General features: G+C 70.6%; 23 protein-coding genes and 2 pseudogenes. 15 read left to right on the top strand and 10 right to left on the bottom strand.

Features of this window, described 5'->3' with window-relative positions; genetic code table 11:
• The first annotated feature begins 175 nt into the window (after positions 1–175).
• The 9 genes and pseudogenes from ACFSOX_RS20455 to phoB all read left to right on the top strand — a co-directional run bounded on the left by ACFSOX_RS20455 (position 176) and on the right by phoB (position 9,940).
• A complete protein-coding gene (locus ACFSOX_RS20455) occupies positions 176–1,219 on the top strand; it encodes a lysylphosphatidylglycerol synthase domain-containing protein (RefSeq protein ID WP_378479676.1) in 1,044 nt (347 codons plus the stop codon).
• A 170-nt stretch (positions 1,220–1,389) separates the two neighbouring features.
• Positions 1,390–2,742: an ATP-binding protein gene (locus tag ACFSOX_RS20450; protein ID WP_378479675.1), complete on the top strand. Its 1,353-nt coding sequence runs from the start codon at positions 1,390–1,392 to the stop codon at positions 2,740–2,742.
• Positions 2,743–3,018: 276 nt separating this feature from the next.
• A complete protein-coding gene (locus ACFSOX_RS20445; protein WP_378479674.1) occupies positions 3,019–4,074 on the top strand; it encodes a substrate-binding domain-containing protein in 1,056 nt (351 codons plus the stop codon).
• Between the two features lie 278 nt (positions 4,075–4,352).
• Positions 4,353–5,720: a phosphate ABC transporter permease subunit PstC gene (pstC, locus tag ACFSOX_RS20440; protein ID WP_378479673.1), complete on the top strand. Its 1,368-nt coding sequence runs from the start codon at positions 4,353–4,355 to the stop codon at positions 5,718–5,720.
• Positions 5,713–6,198: pseudogene (locus ACFSOX_RS20435) on the top strand (DUF3333 domain-containing protein); the annotation flags it as partial. The gene pstC and the pseudogene ACFSOX_RS20435, both read left to right, overlap by 8 nt.
• A gap of 561 nt (positions 6,199–6,759) precedes the next feature.
• Positions 6,760–7,557 (top strand): annotated as a pseudogene (gene pstA, locus ACFSOX_RS20430) (phosphate ABC transporter permease PstA); the annotation flags it as partial.
• Between the two features lie 25 nt (positions 7,558–7,582).
• A complete protein-coding gene (gene pstB / locus ACFSOX_RS20425; protein WP_378479672.1) occupies positions 7,583–8,404 on the top strand; it encodes a phosphate ABC transporter ATP-binding protein PstB in 822 nt (273 codons plus the stop codon).
• A gap of 59 nt (positions 8,405–8,463) precedes the next feature.
• Positions 8,464–9,177 carry a phosphate signaling complex protein PhoU gene (phoU, locus tag ACFSOX_RS20420; protein ID WP_378479671.1) on the top strand — a complete coding sequence of 238 codons (714 nt, stop codon included), beginning with the start codon at positions 8,464–8,466 and terminating at the stop codon, positions 9,175–9,177.
• 58 nt (positions 9,178–9,235) lie between these two features.
• Positions 9,236–9,940 carry a phosphate regulon transcriptional regulator PhoB gene (gene phoB, locus ACFSOX_RS20415; protein WP_378479670.1) on the top strand — a complete coding sequence of 235 codons (705 nt, stop codon included), beginning with the start codon at positions 9,236–9,238 and terminating at the stop codon, positions 9,938–9,940.
• 252 nt (positions 9,941–10,192) lie between these two features.
• On the opposite strand, the gene ACFSOX_RS20410 is transcribed toward phoB, so the two are convergent.
• The gene (locus ACFSOX_RS20410; RefSeq protein WP_378479669.1) at positions 10,193–10,693 is read right to left on the bottom strand and encodes a GcrA family cell cycle regulator; all 501 of its coding nucleotides are present in this window, start codon (positions 10,691–10,693) and stop codon (positions 10,193–10,195) included.
• 386 nt (positions 10,694–11,079) lie between these two features.
• On the opposite strand from ACFSOX_RS20410, the gene ACFSOX_RS20405 reads away from it, so the two are divergent.
• The 3 genes from ACFSOX_RS20405 (at position 11,080) to ACFSOX_RS20395 (ending at position 14,367) form a co-directional block, all read left to right on the top strand.
• A complete protein-coding gene (locus ACFSOX_RS20405) occupies positions 11,080–12,300 on the top strand; it encodes an aspartate aminotransferase family protein (protein WP_378479668.1) in 1,221 nt (406 codons plus the stop codon).
• Positions 12,297–13,232, top strand: a complete 936-nt coding sequence (gene argF, locus ACFSOX_RS20400) for an ornithine carbamoyltransferase (RefSeq protein WP_378479667.1) — start codon at positions 12,297–12,299, stop codon at positions 13,230–13,232. The genes ACFSOX_RS20405 and argF overlap by 4 nt, the downstream gene beginning before the upstream one ends.
• A gap of 127 nt (positions 13,233–13,359) precedes the next feature.
• Entirely contained in the window at positions 13,360–14,367 is a 1,008-nt protein-coding gene (locus ACFSOX_RS20395) for an Hsp33 family molecular chaperone (RefSeq protein ID WP_378479666.1), read from the top strand.
• A 168-nt stretch (positions 14,368–14,535) separates the two neighbouring features.
• Here the strand turns inward: ACFSOX_RS20395 and ACFSOX_RS20390 are convergent, their stop codons facing one another.
• The 5 genes from ACFSOX_RS20390 to ACFSOX_RS20370 all read right to left on the bottom strand — a co-directional run bounded on the left by ACFSOX_RS20390 (position 14,536) and on the right by ACFSOX_RS20370 (position 16,923).
• On the bottom strand, positions 14,536–14,763 hold the full coding sequence (locus ACFSOX_RS20390; protein WP_378479665.1) for a cysteine rich repeat-containing protein: 228 nt from the start codon (positions 14,761–14,763) through the stop codon (positions 14,536–14,538).
• Positions 14,764–14,960: 197 nt separating this feature from the next.
• Positions 14,961–15,305: a hypothetical protein gene (locus ACFSOX_RS20385; RefSeq protein ID WP_378479664.1), complete on the bottom strand. Its 345-nt coding sequence runs from the start codon at positions 15,303–15,305 to the stop codon at positions 14,961–14,963.
• Between the two features lie 135 nt (positions 15,306–15,440).
• The gene (locus ACFSOX_RS20380; protein WP_378479663.1) at positions 15,441–15,905 is read right to left on the bottom strand and encodes a periplasmic heavy metal sensor; all 465 of its coding nucleotides are present in this window, start codon (positions 15,903–15,905) and stop codon (positions 15,441–15,443) included.
• Positions 15,902–16,366 carry a hypothetical protein gene (locus tag ACFSOX_RS20375; RefSeq protein ID WP_378479662.1) on the bottom strand — a complete coding sequence of 155 codons (465 nt, stop codon included), beginning with the start codon at positions 16,364–16,366 and terminating at the stop codon, positions 15,902–15,904. The genes ACFSOX_RS20380 and ACFSOX_RS20375 overlap by 4 nt, the downstream gene beginning before the upstream one ends.
• Positions 16,363–16,923 (bottom strand): RNA polymerase sigma factor, encoded by a 561-nt coding sequence (locus ACFSOX_RS20370; RefSeq protein WP_378479661.1) that lies wholly within the window; start codon positions 16,921–16,923, stop codon positions 16,363–16,365. The genes ACFSOX_RS20375 and ACFSOX_RS20370 overlap by 4 nt, the downstream gene beginning before the upstream one ends.
• Positions 16,924–17,080: 157 nt before the next feature.
• Between ACFSOX_RS20370 and ACFSOX_RS20365 the strand changes: the two genes are divergently transcribed.
• Positions 17,081–17,416: a hypothetical protein gene (locus ACFSOX_RS20365; RefSeq protein WP_378479660.1), complete on the top strand. Its 336-nt coding sequence runs from the start codon at positions 17,081–17,083 to the stop codon at positions 17,414–17,416.
• A gap of 31 nt (positions 17,417–17,447) precedes the next feature.
• Here ACFSOX_RS20365 and ACFSOX_RS20360 read toward each other — a convergent pair whose 3' ends face one another.
• Entirely contained in the window at positions 17,448–17,786 is a 339-nt protein-coding gene (locus ACFSOX_RS20360; protein WP_378479659.1) for a hypothetical protein, read from the bottom strand.
• Positions 17,787–17,934: 148 nt separating this feature from the next.
• Positions 17,935–19,257, bottom strand: a complete 1,323-nt coding sequence (locus tag ACFSOX_RS20355) for a L,D-transpeptidase family protein (RefSeq protein ID WP_378479658.1) — start codon at positions 19,255–19,257, stop codon at positions 17,935–17,937.
• Positions 19,258–19,674: 417 nt separating this feature from the next.
• Here ACFSOX_RS20355 and ACFSOX_RS20350 point away from each other — a divergent pair, with 417 nt between their 5' ends.
• Positions 19,675–20,280 carry a UbiX family flavin prenyltransferase gene (locus ACFSOX_RS20350; RefSeq protein WP_378479657.1) on the top strand — a complete coding sequence of 202 codons (606 nt, stop codon included), beginning with the start codon at positions 19,675–19,677 and terminating at the stop codon, positions 20,278–20,280.
• A gap of 178 nt (positions 20,281–20,458) precedes the next feature.
• On the opposite strand, the gene ACFSOX_RS20345 is transcribed toward ACFSOX_RS20350, so the two are convergent.
• Positions 20,459–21,526, bottom strand: coding sequence for a tartrate dehydrogenase (locus ACFSOX_RS20345; protein ID WP_378479656.1), 1,068 nt, complete (start codon positions 21,524–21,526; stop codon positions 20,459–20,461).
• A gap of 311 nt (positions 21,527–21,837) precedes the next feature.
• Here ACFSOX_RS20345 and ACFSOX_RS20340 point away from each other — a divergent pair, with 311 nt between their 5' ends.
• Positions 21,838–22,248, top strand: a complete 411-nt coding sequence (locus tag ACFSOX_RS20340) for a DUF3775 domain-containing protein (protein ID WP_378479655.1) — start codon at positions 21,838–21,840, stop codon at positions 22,246–22,248.
• A 295-nt stretch (positions 22,249–22,543) separates the two neighbouring features.
• On the opposite strand, the gene apaG is transcribed toward ACFSOX_RS20340, so the two are convergent.
• The gene (apaG, locus tag ACFSOX_RS20335; RefSeq protein ID WP_378479654.1) at positions 22,544–22,939 is read right to left on the bottom strand and encodes a Co2+/Mg2+ efflux protein ApaG; all 396 of its coding nucleotides are present in this window, start codon (positions 22,937–22,939) and stop codon (positions 22,544–22,546) included.
• Between the last annotated feature and the right edge of the window lie 299 nt (positions 22,940–23,238).

Below are 23,238 nucleotides of genomic sequence, written 5' to 3'. Positions count from 1 at the left end.
GCCGGGCCGCCCGCGGTGGGCCGGCGGGGGACCGCCGGAGGGCGGCCGGCGCGGGAACGGGTCGCAGTTCCCCGTGCTCGTAATCCGCACGGGGTTCTGTTAGACGCGAACGGCGCGCCGGCCGGGGCGCGCGACCCCCGCCCGGATTCCCTGCACGGAGCGCCAGGATCTCAAGATGTACCATCGGCTGCGTGCGGCCTCGGAGGCCTTCGACCGGAAGATTGGCTGGCACCGGGTGGGGTTCGTGGTCAGCCTGGCCGTGATCGCAGCGGCGGCCGTCGTGCTCTGGCGGATGCTGCGCGGGATCGACGTGCACGAGGTGATCGCCGCCGTGAAGGCGATCCCGCGCTTCGACATCGTGGTCGCCGGCGCCTTCGTCGCCGCGGGTTACTTCACCCTGACGTTCTACGATTATTTCGCCCTGCACACGATCGGCCGCGGCGACGTGCCGTACCGGATCGCGGCCCTGGCCGGCTTCACCAGCTACTCGGTCGGGCACAATGTCGGGGCGAGCGCCTTCACGGGCGGCGCGGTGCGCTACCGCATCTACTCGCGCCACGGGCTGTCGGCCATCGACGTGGCCAAGGTCTGCTTCGTCGCCGGCTTCACGTTCTGGCTCGGCAACGCGACCGTGCTGGGGCTCGGCATCGCGATCGCCCCGGAGGCGGCCTCCGCCATCAACCAGGTGCCGGCCTGGATCAACCGGGGGCTGGCGATCGTCACCCTGATCGCGCTCGCGACCTATGTCGGCTGGGTGTGGAAGACCCGGCGGGTGATCGGCCGCAGCAACTGGGAGGTGACGCTGCCGGGCGGGCCGCTCACGCTCCTCCAGATCGCCATCGGAATCATCGATCTCGGCTGCTGCGCCGCCGCCATGTACATGCTGGTGCCGCACGAGCCGTATATCGGTTTCGTCACGCTGGCCGTGATCTTCGTCGCCGCGACCCTGCTCGGCTTCGCCAGCCACTCGCCGGGCGGGCTCGGGGTGTTCGACGCGGCCATGCTGGTGGCGTTGTGGCAGTTCGACAAGGAGCAGCTCCTCGCCGGTCTGCTGCTGTTCCGGCTGCTGTATTATCTGGTGCCGTTCGCGCTGGCGTTGCTGATTCTCGGCGGCCGCGAGGCGTGGCTCGCGATCGCGCGCAGCCGCGGCCGGTCGACCGAGCCCGCGGCGGGTCTCGGGCCCGCCCAGGCCGCCGCCGGGGACGAGCGGACCGGCTGAGCACCGGACCGGCTGAGCACCGGGCCGGGGAGCCGAGCGGCGAAGGGCCGGACGGCCAGGGACCGGAAGGCCCGGAAGGCCGACCGGCGAGGCAGGACCGCGGCGACGGCCGGCGAAGCGCCCCCCGGCGGGGCGCAGGACAGACACAGACAGGGCGGAGGCGCATGGCCGTGGCGAACGAACCGCAGGAGACCGGCGGGGCGCGGCGGCTCATCAGCACCGCGGTCGGCGACGTCCGCCGTGTCCGGGTGGCCGTGGTGATCACGGCCGCCACCCTGCTCGCGGCCGTTCTGGCCCGCGAGCTCGCCCCGCTGCCGGCCGTGCTGGTGTTCGCCGCCGTCGCGCTCGCCCTCGCGGTCGACCAGCGCCGCGCCGCGCGGGCACGTGCCGCCGACACCGTCGACCGCGGCTTGGGCACCGAGGCCCTGGACCTCGTCATCGATGCCACCATCGCGGGCGTCCCCGACCCGGTCATCGTGCTCGAGCGCGGCGGTCTGGTGCGCGCCTTCAACCGGCGCGCCGTCGAGGTGGCGCCGGCACTCGCCACGGCGCGGCCGCTGTCCTTCGCGCTGCGCCATCCTGGCGTCCTCGACGCCGTCCGGCGCGCCGCCGAGGAGCCCGGCACGGCCGGCACGGTGCGCACCGAGATGGCCCAACGGGTGCCGACCGAACGCTGGTGGGAGACCGTGATCACGCCGGTACGGTTGCCGCCGGGTCCGGGTCGGCCGGCCGGCGAGCGGCTCCTGATGGTGAGCTTCCACGACCTCACACCGCTGCGCCGCTCCGAGCAGATGCGGGCCGATTTCATCGCCAATGCCAGCCACGAGCTGCGCACCCCGCTCGCCTCGCTGTCGGGCTTCATCGACACGCTGCAGGGCCCGGCCCGCGCCGACACGGCGGCGCGCGAAAAATTCCTCGCCATCATGCGGGCGCAGGCGAGCCGCATGGCGCGCCTGATCGACGACCTCCTGTCGCTGTCGCGCATCGAGCTGAAAGCCCATGTCCGGCCGGAGACGCCGGTCGATCTCGTCCTCCTGCTCCGCCAGGTCGTCGAGGGGCTGCAGCCGCTCGCCGCCGAGCGCGGCGTCGTCGTCGCCTTCGAGCCGCCGCCAGGCGGCGTCACCGTGGCGGGCGACCGCGACGAGCTGGTGCGCGCCTTCGAGAACCTGATCGAGAACGCGCTGAAATACGGCGCCAGCGGCGGCCGCGTCGACATCGGGATGGCGCTGACCCCGGCCGCCCAGGGCGAGGAGGTCGCGGTCTCGGTGAAGGACTACGGCCCCGGCATCGCGCCCGAGCACCTGCCCCGCCTGACCGAGCGGTTCTATCGCGCCGACGTGGCCGACAGCCGCGCCCAGGGCGGTACCGGCCTCGGTCTCGCGCTCGTCAAGCACATCCTGCAGCGCCATCGCGGCCGGCTCGGGATCGACAGCACGGTCGGCGCTGGCGCCACCTTCACGGTGCGGCTCCCGCCGCTCGCCGAGCGGCTTCCGGAGCCCGATACCGCGCATCCCGTCGGCTGACCGCGACGAATTGCGACATCGACCGCGATATGACGTATTTATGAAATACTTCAAGGCATTACGCTGTCATGTAACCGTCATCGAGAGTCCCTACAACGGCTGCGGACCCGGTCCGTCGGGCCGAGGTTCGGACCGGTCGCCGGTATTGTTCGCACCGGTCCTCGGGTCAACCGGGAAACGACAGACGTCCCAGAAGCCAGACGCGATCGATCGCCCCCTTGATGCGGAGTGGCCCTGCGCATCGGTCGATGGCGGCTGCCAGCAGGAGAGAGCCCCGTGAAGCTTTACCGTTCCCTCATCGCCGTCGGTGCCATCGCGGCGACCGGCCTGGCGCTCACCGGCGCCGCCGAGGCCCGTGATCAGATCCGCATCGTCGGGTCGTCGACCGTCTATCCGTTCACCACCACGGTGGCCGAGCAGCTCGGCAAGACCAGCGGCGTGAAGACGCCGGTGGTCGAGTCGACCGGCACGGGCGGCGGCATGAAGCTGTTCTGCGCCGGCGTCGGCGTCGATCATCCGGACGCCACCAATGCCTCGCGCCGGATGAAGAAGAACGAGTTCGAGCAGTGCCAGAAGAACGGCGTCAAGGACATCATCGAGATCAATATCGGCTTCGACGGCCTGACCCTCGCCCAGTCCAAGGCCGGCCCGACGATGTCGCTGACCCTCGGCCAGCTCTTCCTGGCGCTCGCCAAGGAGGTTCCGGGGGCTGACGGCAAGCTCGTCGCCAACCCGTACAAGAACTGGTCCGACATCGACAAGTCGCTGCCGAACATCAAGATCGAGGTGCTCGGCCCGCCCCCGACCTCGGGCACGCGCGACTCGCTGCACGAGCTGTTCATGGAGAAGGGTGCCGAGCAGATCCCGGCTCTCGTTGCCCTCAAGAAGTCCGACGTCAAGGCGTTCGACAAGGTCTGGAAGACGCTCCGCGAGGACGGCGCCTATGTCGAGGCCGGCGAGAACGACAACGTGATCGTGCAGAAGCTCGAGGCCAACAAGAACGCCTTCGGCGTGTTCGGCTACTCGTTCCTCGAGGAGAACATCGCGAAGCTCAAGGGCGTCCCCATCGACGGCGTCGCCCCCGACTTCGACACGATCGCCTCGGACAAGTACAAGGGCTCGCGTCGCATGTACGTCTACATCAAGAAGGCGCACATCGGCGTGATCCCGGGCCTCGACAAGTTCGCGGCCGAGTACGTCTCCAACAAGGCGACCGGCGAGGACGGCTATCTCGCCAAGAAGGGTCTCGTGACCCTGCCCAAGAACCAGCTCGAGATCTCGCGCAAGAACGTCGAGGGTATGGTTCCGATGACGGCCGACCCGCTGTCGTGATAAGCTGACATCCGATCAACGGCGGCGGCTGCGTCTCGTGACGCAGCCGCCGTTGTCGTGGCCAGATCGTCGTGGCGAGGTCGTCGTGGCCGGGTCGTCTCGTCCGATGCTCGTCGCGCTCCGCCGGTCCACCTGCCTGCAAGCATCCGGCCTGCAGGCATCTAGCCTGCAAGCATTCGCTGTCGTGCCGCTTACCGTCCGTCGCACCTTACCGTCCGTCGCATCGGGTTGATCGCGTTCCGGCGACTTCGGTTGCGAACTTTCGAGGGACCGAGAGCATGTCTCTGGTTTATTTCATCGGCCTCGCCGTGCTCGTCGCCACCGGATTCGTGCTCGGCCGCAACCGGGCGACGGTCGCCAGCCGCACCGAGACGTTCCACTCCCGCCCCCACTATCACGGCGCCTTCGTGGTGGTGAGCGTGCTGCTGCCGATGATGCTGGTGTTCATGATCGGCGTCCCGATCGCGCACCACATCGTCGAGACCCGCGCCATCGAGGCCCTGGACCCGAACCTGCTCGACGACGAGCTGCGACGCGGCGCCGCCTTGCGCGACATCGTCGCGGTCGCCTCGGGCCGCCACACCGGCGAGGTCTCGCCGGCGCTGGCCCGCGCCGCCGAGACTTGGTCGTCGCTGCGCAGCTTCACCGACGGCCTGATCCTCACCGCCGGCGCCGTCGTCGGCCTGCTCGGCATCGCCTACGGGCTGCGCGCGATCTCGGCCGGCTTCCGGGCCCGCAACCGGGTCGAGCGCGTCGTCAAGGTGGTGCTGTTCGCCTGCGCCTGCGTCGCCGTTCTCACCACGGTCGGCATCGTCTTCTCGGTGCTGTTCGAGTCGCTCCGGTTCTTCCAGAAGGTGTCGCCCTTCGACTTCCTGTTCGGCCTGGAGTGGAGCCCGCAGACGGCGATCCGCTCCGACCAGGTCGGCTCGTCCGGCGCCTTCGGCATCGCACCGCTGGTCGTCGGCACCACGCTGATCACGCTGATCGCGATGGTGGTCGCCGGCCCGATCGGCCTGTTCGCGGCGATCTATCTGGCCGAGTACGCCTCGCCGCGCGTCCGCTCCGTCGCCAAGCCGCTGCTCGAGATCCTCGCCGGCATCCCGACCGTGGTGCTCGGCTTCTTCGCCGCCCTGTCGCTCGCCCCGTGGCTGCGCGATCTCGGTCAGGGGATCGGCCTCAACGTCGCTTCGGAGAGCGCGCTCGCCGCCGGGCTCGTGATGGGCATGATGATCATCCTGTTCGTCTCGTCGCTCTCCGACGACGTCATCAACGCGGTGCCGCAGTCGCTGCGCGACGGCTCCTACGGCATGGGGGCGACCAAGTCGGAGACGATCAAGCGGGTGGTGCTGCCGGCCGCCTTCTCGGGCATCGTCTCGGCCATGATGCTCGCCATCAGCCGGGCCGTCGGCGAGACCATGATCGTGGTGATAGCCGCCGGCCTCGCCGCCAACCTCTCCTTCAACCCGCTCGAGGCCGTGACCACCTTCACGGTCCAGATCAAGACGATCCTGGTCGGCGACCAGGAGTTCGACAGCGCCAAGACACTCTCCGCCTTCGCGCTCGGCCTGGTGCTCTTCTTCTTCACCTTGACGCTGAACGTCATCGCGATGCAGATCGTCAAACGGTATCGAGAGCAATATGACTGACCTAGCGCTTCCCGCCACCCGCACCGTCGACGTCACCTCGGACGCTGCCAAGGCCCGGATCCGTGCACGGTACCGCGCCGAAGCCCGGTTCCGCGCCTACGGCATCGGAGCGATCGCGCTGACCGCGGTGTTTCTGCTCGTGGTGCTCGCCGACATCGTCGTGAAGGGCCTGCCGGCCTTCACCCAGCACGTGCTGGAGATGGAGGTGATGGTCGACCGCAGCGAGATCGACCCGCAGGGCACCAACGACCCCGCCGTGATCCGCACCGGCGACTTCCAGCTCCTGGTGCGCAACGCGCTGCGGGCCCAGTTCCCGGACGTGACCAGCCGGCTCGGGCGTCGCGCGCTGGACGGGCTCCTCTCCTCCGGCGCGGGCGACGAGCTTCGCCGCCGCGTCGTCGCCGACCCGTCGCTGATCGGCCGAACCGTCAAGGTGCCGGTGCTGGTCTCCGACGACGTCGATCTCTATTTCAAGGGAATCGGCACCCGGATCGAGCGCACGCCCGGCCGCGGCACGCTGACGGTCGCCGGCACCACGGGCGAGGTGACGCTGAGCTCGACCGCCGACGACTTCGCCGCGTCCCTCGCGGCCGTCAAGCGTACCTTGTCGGCTCAGGCCCGCACGGCCCGCACCGAGGCCGCCCGGCTGCGGACCATCGTCCAGTCGATCGAGGGAAGCCGCGCCGCCGCCGAGCGCGACCTCGCCGCCGCCCGCGCGGCCGGCGACGCGGCGAAGGCCGCCGCCGCCGAGCGCCGGGTCGCCGCCGCGACCGAGGAGGCGACGAGCCTCTCGGCCCGCATGACGGAGCTGTCCGACACGGCCGCCGCCCTGCAGGCGCGCTTCGAGGCGACCACCGCCGAGGAGCCGCTCGGCGTCACCGTGCCGAGCCTGCTCGTCGCCGTCGACGGGGGCCTCGTCAAGCTCACCCGCATCGGCGCTCGCGACGCCGCCGGCGAGGTGCTGCTGCCGCTCGCCTCCGGCGGCGCCACGGCCAAGCCCGGCGACTGGCAGCTCGTCACCTACCTGACCCCGGCGACCAATCGCAAGGTCTCGGACCAGGAGATCGCCTGGCTGGAGGCGCTGCGCGACCGCGGCATGGTGGAGAACCGCTTCAACACCCTCTTCTTCACGGCCGGCGACAGTCGCGAGCCGGAGCTCGCCGGCATCCGCGGCGCGCTGGTCGGCACGTCCCTGACCCTCCTGGTGACGCTGGTGCTGTGCCTGCCGATCGGCGTCGCCGCCGCCATCTATCTCGAGGAGTTCGCGCCGAAGAACCGGCTGACCGAGCTCATCGAGGTGAACATCAACAATCTCGCCGCGGTGCCGTCGATCGTGTTCGGCCTGCTCGGCCTCGCGGTGTTCCTCAGCTTCTTCGGGTTGCCCCGCTCGGCGCCGCTGGTCGGCGGCCTGGTGCTGGCGCTCCTCGTGCTGCCGACCATCATCATCGCGTCGCGGGCCGCCATCAAGGCGGTGCCGCCGTCGATCAAGGAGGCGGCGCTCGGGGTCGGCGCGTCGCACCAGCAGGCGGTGTTCCACCACGTCCTGCCGCTCGCGATGCCGGGCATCATGACCGGCACCATCATCGGCATGGCGCACGCGCTCGGCGAGACGGCTCCGCTGCTGATGATCGGCATGGTGGCCTTCATCGTCGAGCCGGCGACCAGCATCACGGACGCCGCGACGGTGCTGCCGGTCCAGATCTATCTGTGGTCCGACCTGCCCGAGATCGCCTTCCAGGCGAAGACGGCGGCCGCCATCATGGTTCTGCTCGTGTTCCTGTTCGTCATGAACGGGGCGGCGATCGTGCTGCGCAAGCGGTTCGAGCGTCGGTGGTAAGTCAGGTGGCAGGGAGGCCCCCCGGATGAACAGCATGGTCCAGCTCGACTCGGCGACCGCGATCGCCGCGGCCGCCGCCGTGGCGGGCAACCCGGTCAAGATCGTGGCGCAGGGCGTCAACGTCTACTACGGTGAGAAGCACGCGCTGCGCGACGTCGACCTCGACATCCAGGAGCGCGCCGTGACGGCCCTGATCGGCCCCTCCGGCTGCGGCAAGTCGACCTTCCTGCGCTGCCTCAACCGGATGAACGACACCATCCCGGCCTGTCGGGTGACCGGAAGGATCGCCATGGACGACCAGGACATCTACGACCCGCAGCTCGACGTGGTGCAGCTGCGCGCCCGCGTCGGCATGGTGTTCCAGAAGCCGAACCCGTTCCCCAAGTCGATCTTCGAGAACGTCGCCTACGGACCGCGCATCCACGGGCTCGCCCGCAACAAGGCCGAGCTCGAGGAGATCGTCGCGATCAGCCTGAAGCGGGCCGGCCTGTTCGACGAGGTGAAGGACCGCCTGGGCGATTCCGGCACCAGCCTGTCGGGCGGTCAGCAGCAGCGCCTGTGCATCGCCCGCGCCATCGCGGTGAGCCCCGAGGTCATCCTGATGGACGAGCCGTGCTCGGCCCTCGACCCGATCGCCACGGCGAAGATCGAGGAGCTGATCGACGAGCTGCGCGAGAACTTCACGATCGTCATCGTCACCCATTCGATGCAGCAGGCCGCCCGGGTGTCGCAGCGCACCGCCTTCTTCCATCTCGGCGTCCTGGTCGAGATCGGCATCACCAGCGACATCTTCACGACGCCGAAGGACCGGCGCACGCAGGATTACATCACGGGTCGCTTCGGATGACCCCCATGAAGGCCCCCGAAGACGACACCCGACCCAACGACGTTCCGGAGACCCCCCCGATGGGCGAACACACGCACAAGGCCTTCGACACCGACCTGCAGGATCTCGCGCGCATGGTCGCCGAGATGGGTGGCATGGCGGAGCAGCAGATCTCGGACGCCACCGAGGCGCTCGACCGCCGCGACCTGGTCGCGGCCCAGAAGGTGGTCGGAGCCGACACCCGCATCGACGTGCTGCAGCGCGAGATCGAGGCCAAGGCGGTGCTCACCATCACGCGGCGCCAGCCGATGGCGGTCGATCTGCGCGACATCGTCGCGGCGATGCGCATCTCCAACGATCTCGAACGGATCGGCGACCTCGCCAAGAACATCGCCAAGCGGGTCGTCGCTCTCGACAACGAGTTCCGCGCCCAGCAGGTGATGCGTGGCGTCCAGCACATGACCGAGCTGGTGCTGTCGCAGATCAAGGACGTGCTCGACGCCTATGCGAGGCGCGACCTGCAGAAAGCCGTGGCGGTGTGGCGGGCCGACGAGGAGATCGACGCCGTCAACAACTCGCTGTTCCGCGAGCTCCTCACCTACATGATGGAAGACCCGCGCAACATCGGCATCTGCATCCATCTGCTGTTCTGCGCCAAGAACATCGAGCGGATGGGCGATCACGCCACCAACATCGCCGAGTCGGTCTACTACATGATCGAAGGCAAGTCGCTCGTCGACGAGCGCCCGAAGGGCGACACGACGGCGAGCACCGTGGTTCCGTTCGACGCCTGACGAAGGGAACGAGCGTCCGCCGCCGGGCGCTCGCGCTTCTCGAGAGGAATACCACCCGATGGCCGCCCGCATCCTGATCGTCGAGGACGAGGAGCCGCTGACGCTGCTGCTGCGCTACAATCTCGAGGCCGAAGGCTACGCCGTGGACGCCGCCGGCCGCGGCGACGACGCCGATCTCCGCCTCAAGGAGAGCCCGCCCGATCTCGCCATCGTCGACTGGATGCTGCCCGGCCTGTCCGGCATCGAGCTGATCCGGCGGCTGCGCGCCCGCACCGAGACCCAGCAGCTCCCGGTGATCATGCTCACGGCGCGCGGCGAGGAGGGCGAGCGGGTGCGCGGGCTCGCCACCGGCGCCGACGACTACATCGTCAAGCCGTTCTCCGTGCCCGAGCTGCTCGCGCGCATCCGCGCGCTGCTCCGCCGCACCAAGCCGGAGCGGGTCGCCGCCGTTCTGACCGCCGGCGACATCGAGCTCAACCGCGAGAAGAAGCGGGTGGCGCGGGCCGGGCGCGACGTGCCGCTCGGGCCGACCGAGTTCCGCCTGCTCGAGTTCCTGATGGAGAACCCGGGCCGCGTCTTCTCGCGCGAGCAGCTGCTCGACCGGGTGTGGGGGCGCGACGTCTATATCGACGAGCGCACCGTCGACGTGCATGTCGGCCGGCTGCGCAAGGCGCTCAACCGCGGCCAGCGCTCCGACCCGATCCGCACCGTGCGCGGCGCCGGCTACGCCCTCAACGACCGCTACGGCAGCGCGGAAGCGTGAGGGGCCGGACGGAGCGGCGGGCGCCCGCCCGCCACGCTCCCCGGCTCGAACGGCGCGTGCGCGGCGGTCGCGACCAGCGTGCGTCCCGGATGTCGCGCGCAATGCAGCGACGTCATGGCCGGATTGCCGCATCGCGGACCACAGCGATCCGGCAATCCTGCGCGATCCCGCGATGATGTCGTGCAGCGCCCGTGGCGTGCGGCGCCGAACGGTTCGGCGTCCGGCCGCGCCGGACGCCGGAATCGTGTCGGATCAGATCCGCCCGAGCCGCTTGTCGCGGCGGCGGTCGACCGGCTGATAGGCGATCCGCGCGTGGTAGCCGCAATAGGGCAGCCCCTCGGCGGTGCGGCCGCCGCAGAAGAAGAAGTCGGTCGAGCCCGGATCGCCGACCGGCCAGCGGCACTTGCCCTCGCCGAGCTCGAGCAGCGTGCAGCGCTGGCCCATCGGCACCACATTGGCGACCGCCTCGACCTCCTGCTCGTACTCGACCTCGTAGACGGGCGCGCGTGCCAGCGCCGTGTTGCCGCGCATCGCCGGCCGCGCGACGCGCATCACCGGCGCCGCCGCGCGCGGCTTTCTCGCCCGCGGCACCGCCGCCGCAGGACTCTTGGCCCGTCCGGACAGGCCCAGTCGGTGAACCTTACCGATCACCGCATTGCGTGTAATGCCACCCAGCTCGACGGCGATCTGGCTCGCTGAGAGACCGTCGTTCCAAAGCTTCTTGAGTAGTTCCACGCGCTCGTCGGTCCACATGTGTTCCTCTTCGCCTCGCGGCGCGGGACGGGTCTCACCGAATCCCCCAACGCCGCGCGGCGGTGCCTCTCCACCGGCGGGTACGCAGGAACTGGATGTGAAACTGAGAGAGCAGTCCGCCGCACGAGATATCGTATACTTACGAAGAAAACGCTACTATATGGCGCGAGTCCCACGCAAGAGTCCCCAGTATTGCATCCACAATTCATGGCCGTTTCGAGTCCGTAAGTGAGACGACGGATGCCGCGGGTCCGGTTGACACCGCGCCGCCCGGACCTAGAATGATGTCGTCGTGCCGCCCCTGGGGCGGCACGATTCATTTCATGGGCCGCGCATCTCTTCGGCGTGCGCCGCTCAATTCACGAGTCGCCAGAAGAAGTTCGGCCATGTCGCATCTCCTGCCGACCTACGCGCGTGCGAACCTCGCCTTCGAGCGGGGCGAAGGCGCATGGCTCGTCTCCACCACGGGCGAGCGCTACCTCGATTGTCACTGCGGCGTCGCCGTGAACGCCCTCGGCCACGCCCATCCGGTGCTGGTCGAGGCGCTCAAGGCACAGGCCGAGAAGGTGTGGCACGTCTCCAACCTGTTCCGCGTGCCGGATGCCGAGCGCCTGGCGGCGCGCCTGTGCGAAGCGAGCTTCGCGGACCTGGTGTTCTTCTGCAATTCGGGCGCCGAGGCGATGGAGGGCGCGATCAAGGTCGCGCGCAAGTACCACGCGGCGAACGGCGCGCCGGAGCGCGTGCGCATCGTCACGTTCGAGGGTGCCTTCCACGGCCGCACACTGGCGACGCTCGCGGCCGGTGGCCAGAAGAAGTACATGGAAGGCTTCGGCCCGCCGGTCGAGGGCTTCGACCAGGTGCCCTACGGCGATCTCGACGCCGTGAAGGCGGCGATCGGCCCACGGACCGCGGCGATCCTGGTCGAGGCCGTGCAGGGCGAAGGCGGCGTGCGGGTCGGCACCCCGCAGTTCCTGCGCGGGCTGCGCGAGATCTGCGACCAGAACGGCCTCCTCCTGGTGTTCGACGAGGTGCAGACCGGCATGGGCCGCACCGGACCGCTGTTCGCGCACCAGCGCGTCGGCGTCACGCCCGACGTGATGGGCATCGCCAAGGCGCTCGGCGGCGGCTTCCCGGTCGGCGCCGTGCTGTGCTCGGCGGAGGCCGGCAAGGGCATGACGGTCGGCACCCACGGCTCGACCTTCGGCGGCAACCCCCTCGCGGTCGCGGCCGGCAACGCCGTGCTCGACGTGATGCTGGCGCCCGGCTTTCTCGAGGCCGCCCAGCACAAGGCCTTGCTGCTCAAGCAGCGGCTCGCCGCGGTGGCGGACCGGCATCCGACCGTCGTCCGCGAGGTGCGCGGCGAAGGGCTGCTGCTCGGCCTCGCCTGCGTGGTGCCGAACAACGACCTGATCACGGCGCTGCGCGAGGAGAAGCTTCTCGCCGTGGCGGCCGGCGACAACGTGGTACGCATTCTGCCGCCCCTGATCATCGACGAGACCGAGATCGCCGAGGCGGTGGACCGGATCGATCGGGCTGCGACCCGTCTCGAGCGCGCCGCCGGGGCCGCGCAAGGCGTCGCGCCAAAACTCGAAGGACTGAAGGCGTGAGCGGAGTTCGGCACTTTCTCGACCTGATCGACATCCCGCGGCCGGAGCTGCGGCGGATGCTCGAGTCCAGCCTCGCCATGAAGGCGGCGCGCAAGACCAACGGCCATCCCGACGCCCACCCGGCGCCGCTCGCCGGCAAGATGCTGGCGATGATCTTCGACCGGCCGTCGACCCGCACCCGGGTGTCGTTCGACGTCGCGATGCGCCAGCTCGGCGGCGAGACGATCGTGCTGCACGGCAACGAGCTGCAGATCGGCCGCGGCGAGACCATCGCCGACACGGCCAAGGTGCTGTCGCGCTACGTCGACGCCATCATGATCCGCACCCTCGATCACGAGAAGGTGCAGGAGCTGGCCAACGAGGCGACCATCCCGGTGATCAACGGGCTCACCAAGCTGTCGCATCCCTGCCAGGTGATGGCCGACGTGATGACGTTCGAGGAGCACCGCGGGCCCATCCGCGGCAAGCGCGTCGCCTGGACGGGGGATGCCTCCAACGTGCTGTCCTCGTGGATGCACGCCGCCGAGCGGTTCGAGTTCGAGCTCGCCATCGCGACGCCGCCCGAGCTGGCGCCGCGGCCGGCGCTGGTCGACTGGGTGAAGCAGTCGGGGGCCGCGATCCGGATCGGCACCGATCCCGACGAGGCGGTGGCCGGCGCCGAATGCGTGCTCACCGACATGTGGGTGTCGATGGGCGACGAGGACGGTGCGCGCCGCCACAACCTGCTCAAGCCCTACCAGGTCAACGAGCGGCTGATGGCCAAGGCCGCCCCGGGCGCGGTGTTCATGCACTGCCTGCCGGCCCATCGCGGCGAGGAGGTCACGGCCGGCGTCATGGACGGACCGCAGTCGGTCGTCTTCGACGAGGCCGAGAACCGCCTGCACGCCCAGAAGGGCATCCTGGCCTGGTGCTTCCAAGCCGCCGTCCAGTGACTATCTGAGGACGGATGCGGTCGTCGCGAACGGCCGGCGGGCCTCCCGCCGGCCGTCGCCTTGCGTTCGCAGTCGAATTTCGTTCGCCGCGTCCGCGTCCGCCTCACCCTGGTCGCCAAGGAGTCCGATGAGCCAGATCAGCATTCCGTCCCGCGCCCCCGGCGAGATCCCGCACGACGACACCGTCGTCCCGTTCGAGGTCGCGGCGCTCGACGTGCGCGGCCGCACCGTGCGGCTCGGCCCGATGGTCGACGAGATCCTCTCCCGCCACGCCTATCCGACCGCGGTGTCGCGCCTGCTCGGCGAGGCGATCGTGCTGACCGTGTTGCTCGGCTCGTCGCTCAAGTTCGAGGGGCGCTTCATCCTGCAGACCCAGACGGACGGACCGGTGCGCATGCTGGTGGTCGACTGGCGCAGCCCCGGCAAGGTGCGGGCCTACGCCCAGTTCGACGCCGACGCCGTGGCGGCGCTGACCGGCACGACCGACGGCGATCTGCTCGGGCGCGGCCATCTCGCCATGACGATCGACCAGGGTGCCGACATGAACCGCTATCAGGGCCTCGTGGCGCTCGGCGGCGGGACGCTCGAAGAGGCCGCGCACGAGTATTTCCTGCGCTCGGAGCAGATCCCGACCCGGGTGCGGCTCGCGGTCGCCGAGGAGTTCTCGGCGGCGGCCGGCGGCGGCGGCGCGCAGCGGCGGTGGCGGGCCGGCGGCCTGATGCTGCAGTTCCTGCCGAAGTCGCAGGAGCGTCAGCGGGTCGCCGATCTTCATCCCGGTGACGCGCCGGAGGGCACGGCGCCGCACGTCGTGCCGGAGGACGACGCCTGGGTCGAGGGCCAGGCCCTGGTCGCCACCGTCGAGGACGTCGAGTTGCTCGATCCGGCGCTGTCCACCGAGCGGCTCCTGTTCCGGCTGTTCCACGAGCACGGCGTGCGAGTGTTCCGCGCCGTCGACGTCGAGGCCCAGTGCTCGTGCTCGCACGCGCGCGTCGAGACGATCCTGAAGAGCTTCCCGGCCGCCGACCGCGCCGCCATGGTGGAGAACGGCCGGATCGGGGTGACGTGCGAGTTCTGCAACACCCGCTACGAGTTCGATCCCGCGAGCGTGGTCGGCCCGGAGGATGCGGAAGGGTAGAGAGTCAGTTCTTGCGAGCCACTACCGTCGCACCATACGAGAGACTCGTCATGCCCGGCCACGTGCCGGGCATTCACGTCTTTGCCGCTGCGGCACGGCAAGGACGTGGATGGCCGGGACGAGCCCGGCCATGACGGAGTCGTTGTCCCTAACGTCCCGGTGATCTGATCACTTGCGCGACGACAACGCCGTCTTGCAGCCGGGCGAGAGCTTGTCGCTCTGGTCCTGCAGGCACTTGATGATGCGGCCGCCGCCCGGCTGCACGCCCTGGCAGAGCTTCTGGTAGTCGGCCTTGCAGGCGTCGCGCAGCACGCCCTGGTCCTGCGCGAAAGCAGGGCCGTGCACGCCGGCGGCGAGCAGCACGGCGAGGCCGGTGGCGGCGAGGATCGATCGCATGTCGTCTTCTCCTGATGTTGATCGTGCGGGGTGAGGGACGAGAGTCTGTTTGGGCTGACGAGGTCCGTCATCCCGGGGCGCGCGCCGAAGGCGCGAACCCGGAATTCAGCGGCATGCTCCTGGTTCTCGGCTGGACTCCGGGTTCGGCGCTGCGCGCCGCCGCGGAACGACCACCGACGTGATCACGTCCAGTCGTCTCAGCAGACGCGGACGCGACGCATCGCATAGCCGCCGCCGACCCAGACACGCGTCGTGCGCCAGGTGCAGTTCGGCCCCGCCACCACGGTGCGGCTGACGCCCGCGGCCGGGACATAGGCAGGGCGCGGGCCGTAATAGCGGCCGTAATAACCGCCGTAATAATAGGGACCGGCGACCACCACGGGCGGCGGCGGCGGAACGATCACGGGCGGCGGCGGAGGCGGCGCGACGACGACATAACGGCCGTTCTGGACGACCACGTCGGCGGCCTGTGCGGGCAGGACGGCGAGGCCGAGCAGCGCGGCCGGAAGCGCCGCGGCGAGCGTGGAGCGGAGCAGGGTCATGAGGGTCTCCGTGGGTGAGAACGGCGGGTGCCGTTTGCCCTGCTACGGCGCCGGCCGCCGTTTCCTTCGCGCCGCACGGTCATCGCGTGTGTCTCGATCTCGTGAGACTCGATCGCGTGATCACTTGCCACGTGATCAGCGTCCGCGCAGCCGGCCGACCAGGTCGGCGCGGGTCTGCGGCGGAATCTCGACGGCGGCCTCGACCACGGCGTCGATCACGATGTCGCCGATGGCGACGCGCTTGTCGCGCGCCTCCATCACGGCGGCCCGGAACGACGCCGCGTCGAGGCGCGGGTCGGCGAGCTTCAGGATCGCGCGGCGCAGCGCCTGCTCGTAGTCGGCCTGCGCTGCGACGACAGCCGGTTTTCTCAGGTCGTAGATGCGGCGCAGCCGCGTCGCGTCCTCCTCCGGCAGGCGGTCCGCGATGGAGTCGATCAGGCGCATCGGCGCCCCGGCCGCGGTGGCGATGAGCGGCCGCGGCGCCAGCCACTGGGTCGCGACATAGCTGCCCAGCCCGACGTTGAGGCACAGCGAGGCGAGCAGCGCGACCTGCAGCTTGCGGGCGCGGAGTCCGGAAAGAAAGCGCGACGGAACACTCACGGCCGCCCCCAGTCGTTCGGAATGGCGCCGGCGTCGACCACCATGGCGATGATGGTGGCGGCGGGCGACGGGCCGACCGCGTAGGGCACTTCGCGCGCGAGCGACACGCCGACGAGGAGCGAGCAGGCGAGGCTCGCGGCCGGCACCAGCCAGCGCAGCCAGCCGCGCGCCGTCGCGCCGATCGGCCGCCCCGAAGGCGGCCCCCCGGGACGCTGGACCAGCGTCGCCGGCGGGGCCGTGGCGAGCCGCTGCATCACCGCGAAGGCGAGGTCGTCGGCCCGTCGCCGCGGCACCTCGGGCGCCTCCTCCAGCATCAGATCGAGCCGGCGCTCGGCGGCGAGCACCGCCCGGCCCTCCGGCGTGCGGGCGATCGCCCGGGCGGCGTCGCGCGTCGCCTCCGGCCAGCGCGCGACATCGCCGCCATAGGTCTCGGCGAGACGGCGAAACTCGGTGAACGTCACGGTACCCTCCCGGCAGTTTCCGCGCGCGGCCGGCACGCCGCCTTGACGGCGGCGCGGCCGCGGATCAGCAGCGACTCGAACGCCTTCTCGGAGAGATCCAGCACGGCCGCCGCCTCGCGGCCGCTCAGGCCCTCCATATGGAACAGAACCACGGCGGCGCGTTGCCGGGCCGGCAGCGCCGCGATCGCCGCGTCGACGGCGCGCCGCTCCTCGCGCGCCTCCAGGGTCGCGTCCGGGCCCGGCTCGCCGTCCGCCACCTCGGCGGCGAGCTCGAGCTCGGCGTGCGAGGGCCGGCGGCGCTGGTCGATCGCGAGATTGGTGACGATCCGGTAGAGCCAGGTGGTGAAGCGCGCCTTGGCCGGATCGAACGAGCCGGCCCGCGTCCACACCCGCAGGAACGCCTCCTGGGCGATGTCGTCGGCATCGGCGGCATTGCCGGTGACCCGCTGGGCGACCCGCACGGCGCGCGGCATGTGACGCTCCATGAGACGACGAAAGGCGAGCCGGTCGCCGGCGGCGACCTGCGCGACGAGCCCCTCGTCGACGTCGTTCTCCATCGGCCTCCGACCCCCTGACGGCCGCGCTCCTGGACCTTTTACGCGGCGCCCGCGGGTTTCCTTCGGGTGGCAAGCGGGTGCCGCGACGACGCGAAGGACGCGGGGCGGCACGAGCGTACCAGGCGCGAAGCGGAACCCGAACGCAGGAGAGGCCCGGATGGTCAAGCCGTGGGTGCTCGTCGTCGGGCTCGGGCTCGCTCTGCCGGCCGGAGCCGGTGCGGTCCTGGCGCAGCCGACGCAGCCGGACTTCTCGGTTCTGGCGACCACGCCCGGGACGGTCGCGGATCGCGCGGCGGCCGGCCCACGCGCGGCCGGAACCGCGCGGACCCGGCGCCTTCATCTCGAAGGACTCGGGGTCGGCTACGACGTCGACGACCGCGTGACGCTCAAGGGCGGGTTTCGGCCGGGCGGCCGCAGCGACGAGGCCGGATCCGGGAGCGGCGGATCGTCCGGTGTCTATCTGGGCGTGCGGCGAAGCCTCGGACGGCCGTGACGGCCGGCCGTGACGGGCTGTCGGACCCGGCTCAGAACGGCCGGGTCGGTCCGGGCCCCATGTGCCAGTCGCGCTTGAAGCCGGTCAGCCGCCCGGCGCGAAACTGCAGCCAGACCAGGCCGTCGACCGAGGTGAGGCCGGGGGTCGCGGCCGGCAGGCGCGCCACATAGATGCGCGAGTCGCCTTGGGTGCGCGAGGCGCCCTGCCCGGCGACCGGCTCGAGCGGCACGCCGAGCGCCATCGAGGCCGCCTGCGGCGTCATCCCGAGCTCGAGCGGTGCCGTGTTCGGGGCGGTCGTCGAGGGTGTCACGCAGCCGCCGAGCGCGGCCGCGACGGCCAGCCCGGCGAAACCGGTGATCGCGCGTCTCATCCTGTCGTCCCCCCTCGCCGCGATGGTGCTGCGCCGCCCCCGGCCCGTCAATCGCCGCCGCCCGGTCTTCCGGGCCGTCTCCCGGATACGACGACGGCCGGGGGATCCCCCGGCCGTCGTCCTCGAATTCGGTGCCCGGCGCGAGCCGTCAGCGGATCACCTGCGGCAAACCGGCGGCACGCGGCCGCTGCGCCGCGGCCGGCGGAGGTGGCGCGGCGCTGGACGACGCCTTCGGCTTCACCACCACGCGGGTGCCGACGCCGACCCGGCGATACAGATCCTCGATGTCCTCGTTGACCAGCCGGATGCAGCCCGACGACACGAAGGTGCCGATGGTGGACGGCTGGTTGGTGCCGTGGATGCGGTAGACGGTCTTGCCGAGATAGAGGGCGCGGGCGCCCATCGGATTGCTCTCGCCGCCGGCCATGAAGCGCGGCAGGTAGGGCTGGCGCTCGATCATCTCGGCCGGCGGGTGCCAGTCGGGCCACTCCGCCATGCGGGTGACGCGCTCGACCCCGGCCCAGGTGAAGCCCTCGCGGCCGACGCCGATGCCGTAGCGCATCGCCTTGCCGTTGCCGAGCACGAGGTAGAGGTAGGTGTTCGGCGTGTCGACCACGATGGTGCCGGCCGGCTCGGTGGTCGGGTAATCGACGAGCTGACGCTTGAACTGCGGCGGCAGCTCCTTGCGCTCCGTCTCGGGCTGGTAGTCGGGCCCCAGCGCGGCGTAGGCTTGGTTGCCCTGCGGAATGCTGCCGACCGGCGCGCGGTCGGCCTCGGCCGGACGGCCATAGGCGGGTGCCCCGTAGCCGGGCTGCGCCCCGTAGGCCGGCGGAGCGGCCCCGTAGCCGGTGCCCGGCTGGACGCCGTAACCCGGCTGCGCGCCATAACCGGGAGCCTGCTGGGCACCGTAACCCGGCGGCGGAGCGGCCGTCGCATAGCCCTGGCCGCCCATCGGCGGCTGGCCGACCGGCGACTGGCCGGCGATCTCGCCGGGCGGCCGCAGCGCACCGTCGGCCGGGGCCGGCGCGGCGTAGCGCGGCATCGCGCCTTGCGGTGGCGCGAAGGTGTCGCGGTAGGGCGCGGACGACGGCGGCTCGCGGTAGATGGTGGTCGGCGCCTCGCGATAGGGCGTGCCGTCCCGATAGGTCGGCGCGACGCCGCGCGAATAGTCGGCCTGGCCGGGGGGCGGCAGCGGCTGGGTCTCGTAGGGCACCGGCGCGGCGGCCGGATGGCCACTGAGGTCGCCGCTCCCGTAGGCACCGCCCATCGAACGCTGCGGCGCGCCCGGATAGGTCGCGACCTCGTCGTCCTCGTCCATGACGGGCGCCGATCCGTAAGGGCCCGGGGCACCGTAGGTGCCCGGCGTCCGATAGGCGCCCGGATAGGTCTGGGCCGTGGCATCGACCGCGGACGTCGCCAGCGCGGACACCCCGACGCCGGCGGCCAGCAGGATCAGACAGGTTGCGCGCAAAAGACTCGTCCCCCTCGAATTCGAGCCCGATATTGCCGACCATCTGGGAAGAAGTTAGGGCAGCAACAAGGCGGAAACCGTGTCCGCCGCGGTTCGAGACTGCATTCCAACCCTGAGAATTTGGTAAAGGGACGGCAAATCGGCGTCCCCTGGCCCGTCGTTGCACGCGGCCTGCGCGGTCGAGCGGCGCGAGTGCGCCGCGATCACGCGGCACGCGCACAGGCTCGGCGTCATGATACCGCGAGCGCCGCGATTCGGGGGATGAATCGTCGTCCGAACTGCGCTAGCTGTCGGCCTCCGGCCGATGCCGTCCCGCGCGGCCGACCCTCGCACCACCCCGCCCCGGCGCGACCGCACCGCCCGCCGGTCGCCGCCACCGGTCGTCCCGCCACGGCCGGCCCGTCACAGGAGACCCGCATGACCACGACGCCGCGCCGCCTGATCGTCGGGATCAGCGGCGCCTCCGGCATCGTCTACGGGCTGCGGCTCCTGGAGATCCTGCGCACCGTCGACGTCGAGACCCATGTGGTCGTCTCCAGCGCCGCCAAGGTGACGCTCGCACTCGAGACCGACCGCACGCTCGCCGACCTGCAGGCGCTCGCCGACGTGTGGTACGCGACCAACGACATCGGCGCGGCGATCTCGTCGGGCTCGTTCCGCACCGCCGGCATGATCGTCTGCCCGTGCTCGATGCGCACGCTCGCCGAGATCGCCAACGGCATCACCGGCTCGCTCTTGCCGCGCGCCGCCGACGTCGTGCTGAAGGAGCGCCGCCGGCTGGTGCTGGTGGCGCGCGAGACGCCGCTCCATCTCGGCCACATCCGCAACATGGCGGCCGTCACCGAGATGGGCGCGATCGTCTATCCGCCGGTGCCGGCCATGTATGCGAAGCCGGCATCGATCGAGGAGATGATCGACCACACGGTCGGCCGCGTGCTCGACCTGTTCGACATCGACACCGGCACGGTCCGCCGCTGGCGCGACGCCCCCGACGAGCCCGGCGGCGAGCCGAACGGGGTGTGAGGGCGTAGGCGTTCCGCGATCTTGTTTTCACCTCTCCCCTGCGGGGAGAGGGAGCGGCGCTGGACTCGCCGTACCGTCAGAGAACGCCAACGCCATCTGCTCAAGGGGCCGGCCCATCCGTCGGGACATGTGATGACCCGCGACGGGGAGGAGATGCCGCGCCCCGGAATGACGACGATCAAATCATCTCGGCGATCGCCTTGCCGCAGGCGACCGTGTCGGCGTTGCCGCCGAGGTCGCGGGTGCGCAGCGTCTTCTCGGCCAGCACCTTCTCGATCGCGCCGAGCACGGCGGCGGCCGCCTCGCCCTCGCCGAGATGGTCGAGCATCATGGCGCCCGACCAGATCTGGCCGATCGGGTTGGCGATGCCCTGCCCCGCGATGTCGGGCGCCGAGCCGTGCACCGGCTCGAACACCGACGGCCAGGTGCGCTCCGGATTGATGTTGGCGGCCGCCGCGATGCCGATCGTGCCGGCGCAGGCCGGGCCGAGATCGGACAGAATGTCGCCGAACAGGTTGGAGGCGACGACGACGTCGAACCAGTCGGGATGCAGGACGAAGTTCGCGGTCAGAATGTCGATGTGATACTTGTCCCAGCGCACGTCCGGATAGGCCTTCGCCATCTCCTCCACGCGCTCGTCCCAGTACGGCATGGTGATCGAGATGCCGTTCGATTTGGTCGCCGAGGTGAGATGGCGCTTCGGCCGCCGGCGGGCGAGCTCGAAGGCGTATTTCAGCACCCGGTCGATGCCGGTGCGGGTCATCACGGTCTCCTGCACGACGAACTCGCGCTCGGTCCCGGGAAACATCTTGCCGCCGATCGAGGAGTACTCGCCCTCGGTGTTCTCGCGCACGACGAAGAAGTCGATGTCGCCGGGCGCGCGGCCGGCGAGCGGACAGGGCACGCCCGGCATCAGCTTGACGGGCCGAAGGTTGACGTACTGGTCGAAGTCGCGCCGAAACAGCAGCAGCGAGCCCCACAGCGAGACGTGATCCGGCACCGCCTTCGGCCAGCCGACGGCGCCGAAGAAGATCGCGTCGTGGCCGCCGACCTGCTGCTTCCAGTCCTCCGGCATCATGCGGCCGTGCTTCAGGTAGTAGTCGCAGGAGGAGAAGTCGAACCAGTCGAGCTGGAGCGCGAAGCCGTGCCGCTTGGCGACCTTCTCGAGAACCCGGACGCCCTCCGGCACCACCTCCTTGCCGATGCCGTCGCCCGGGATCACGGCGACCCGATAGGTTTTCTTCATGCCTCGCCTCCGGCGGCGTGCGCCGCCTATCTGTGTGCTGTCGGGGATCTGTGGTGTCGCGGAAGATCGTGCGTCGCAGCGCGCAGGGTGGCGGCAGTCGCGACGGGGCGTCAATCCCCGGAGCGGGCGGGGCCATGCCCCGCGGCGCGCAGCCGCGGGCAGCCGGCTGCTTGACGCAAATCAAGGCCCGCGCGCCGCCCGGCCATAAGCTTTCCACCGGTTGCAAGCGGTCGGTGCTGTCGGCGAAGCAGACGGAGGGTGAGGGCCGGTTTCGACGTCGACATGGGACTGGCCGCACGAGGACGCCAGCCATGATCACCGCGCCTGCCCTGACCATCTCGCCCGAGAAAGTCTGCTACGTCATCATGAAGGCGCGCGAGTTCGAGGTTCAGGACGTCGCCACCGACAGCGACGACGACGCCGACGAGACGAGCTGGTCGGCGCTCGACGCCCGCCGCGACGACCCGACCTATCGCGAGCTCAAGGCGTTCATCCGCTCGCTCAATCAGGACGAACAGGTCGATCTCGTCGCCCTCACCTGGCTGGGACGCGGTGACGGCTCGCTCGACGACTGGGACGATCTGCGCGCCGAGGCGGCCCGCGCCCACAACAAGCGCACCGCGGACTACCTGCTCTCGAAGCCCATGCTGCCCGACCATCTCGAGGACGCGCTCGACCAGTTCGGTTGCTCCTGCGACGACTACGACCTCGGGCATTTCTGAGCGGACCTGGGTCCGGGGTCGCTCCCCCGTCGAGATCCGCGAAGGCAAGGGCTTTGCGGATCTGCTCCGTCGTCCCGGGGCGCCGCGCACGCGCCGAGCCCGGGATCCATACGCCCTGTCTCTCGTGCGCCACCGACACCGGGGTTATGGCTCCCGGGCTCGCGAACCTATGGTTCGCGCCCGGGATGACGGATCGCGCAATACCCTCGCCGGCGCAGACCACGATTGCCGGAGTCATGCAAAAGACCGCGGCGGTCCGTCGGGCTCGCCTCCCGCATGACGCTCCGCCGGCCCCTCAGTTCACCACCCGGGCGGCGGCGTGGGGAAGGTCGAGCGAGAAGGTCGGGATGGCGACCTCGAAGCGCTCGCCGGCGTCGTCGACCATCGTGTAGCTTCCGGTCATGAAGCCGGAGTCGGTCGTCAGCGGCACGCCGCTGGTATACTCGTAGCTGGCGCCGGGCGCGAGCACGGGCTGCTCGCCGACCACGCCGGCACCGCGCACCTCCTGCACGCGGCCGTGCGCGTCGGTGATGCGCCAGTGGCGGCTCTCGAGCTGCACGGTCGCGTCGCCGTGATTGGTGATCTCGATCGTGTAGGACCAGAAGTAATACCGCTTGTCGGCGGACGAGCGCTCCGGCAGGAAACGCGGCGTCACCTTCACCTCGATGTCGCGGGTCCGGGTTATGAACATGGGCTCCTCGCGGCGGAATGCGGGTGCGGGGGTCGAGCACCGACCGTTATACCCGGTCGACCGCCGGGAACGAACCGTCCCGCCGCCGCACCGGTCCACCCGGCCCCCGCGCCGGGGGATCGCGGCCATCGGACCGGTGGGCGTCCGACCGGTGCCCATCCGACCGGCTGGCGTGTGACCGGCTGCCGTGTGACCGGCTGCCGTGTGACCGGCTGCCGCGCGACCCGATCGCGCGCGACGAACGGCACCGTCGTCGCTTCGCCCCATTGCGTCGCAATAAGTCGGGTCTCGTGCAATGC

The organism is Rhodoplanes azumiensis, from assembly GCF_042682915.1.
GTDB classification, from domain to species: domain Bacteria; phylum Pseudomonadota; class Alphaproteobacteria; order Rhizobiales; family Xanthobacteraceae; genus Rhodoplanes; species Rhodoplanes azumiensis.
The sequence above is the reverse complement of the archived record's forward strand: the minus strand, read 5'-3'. Positions and strand labels throughout refer to the sequence as shown.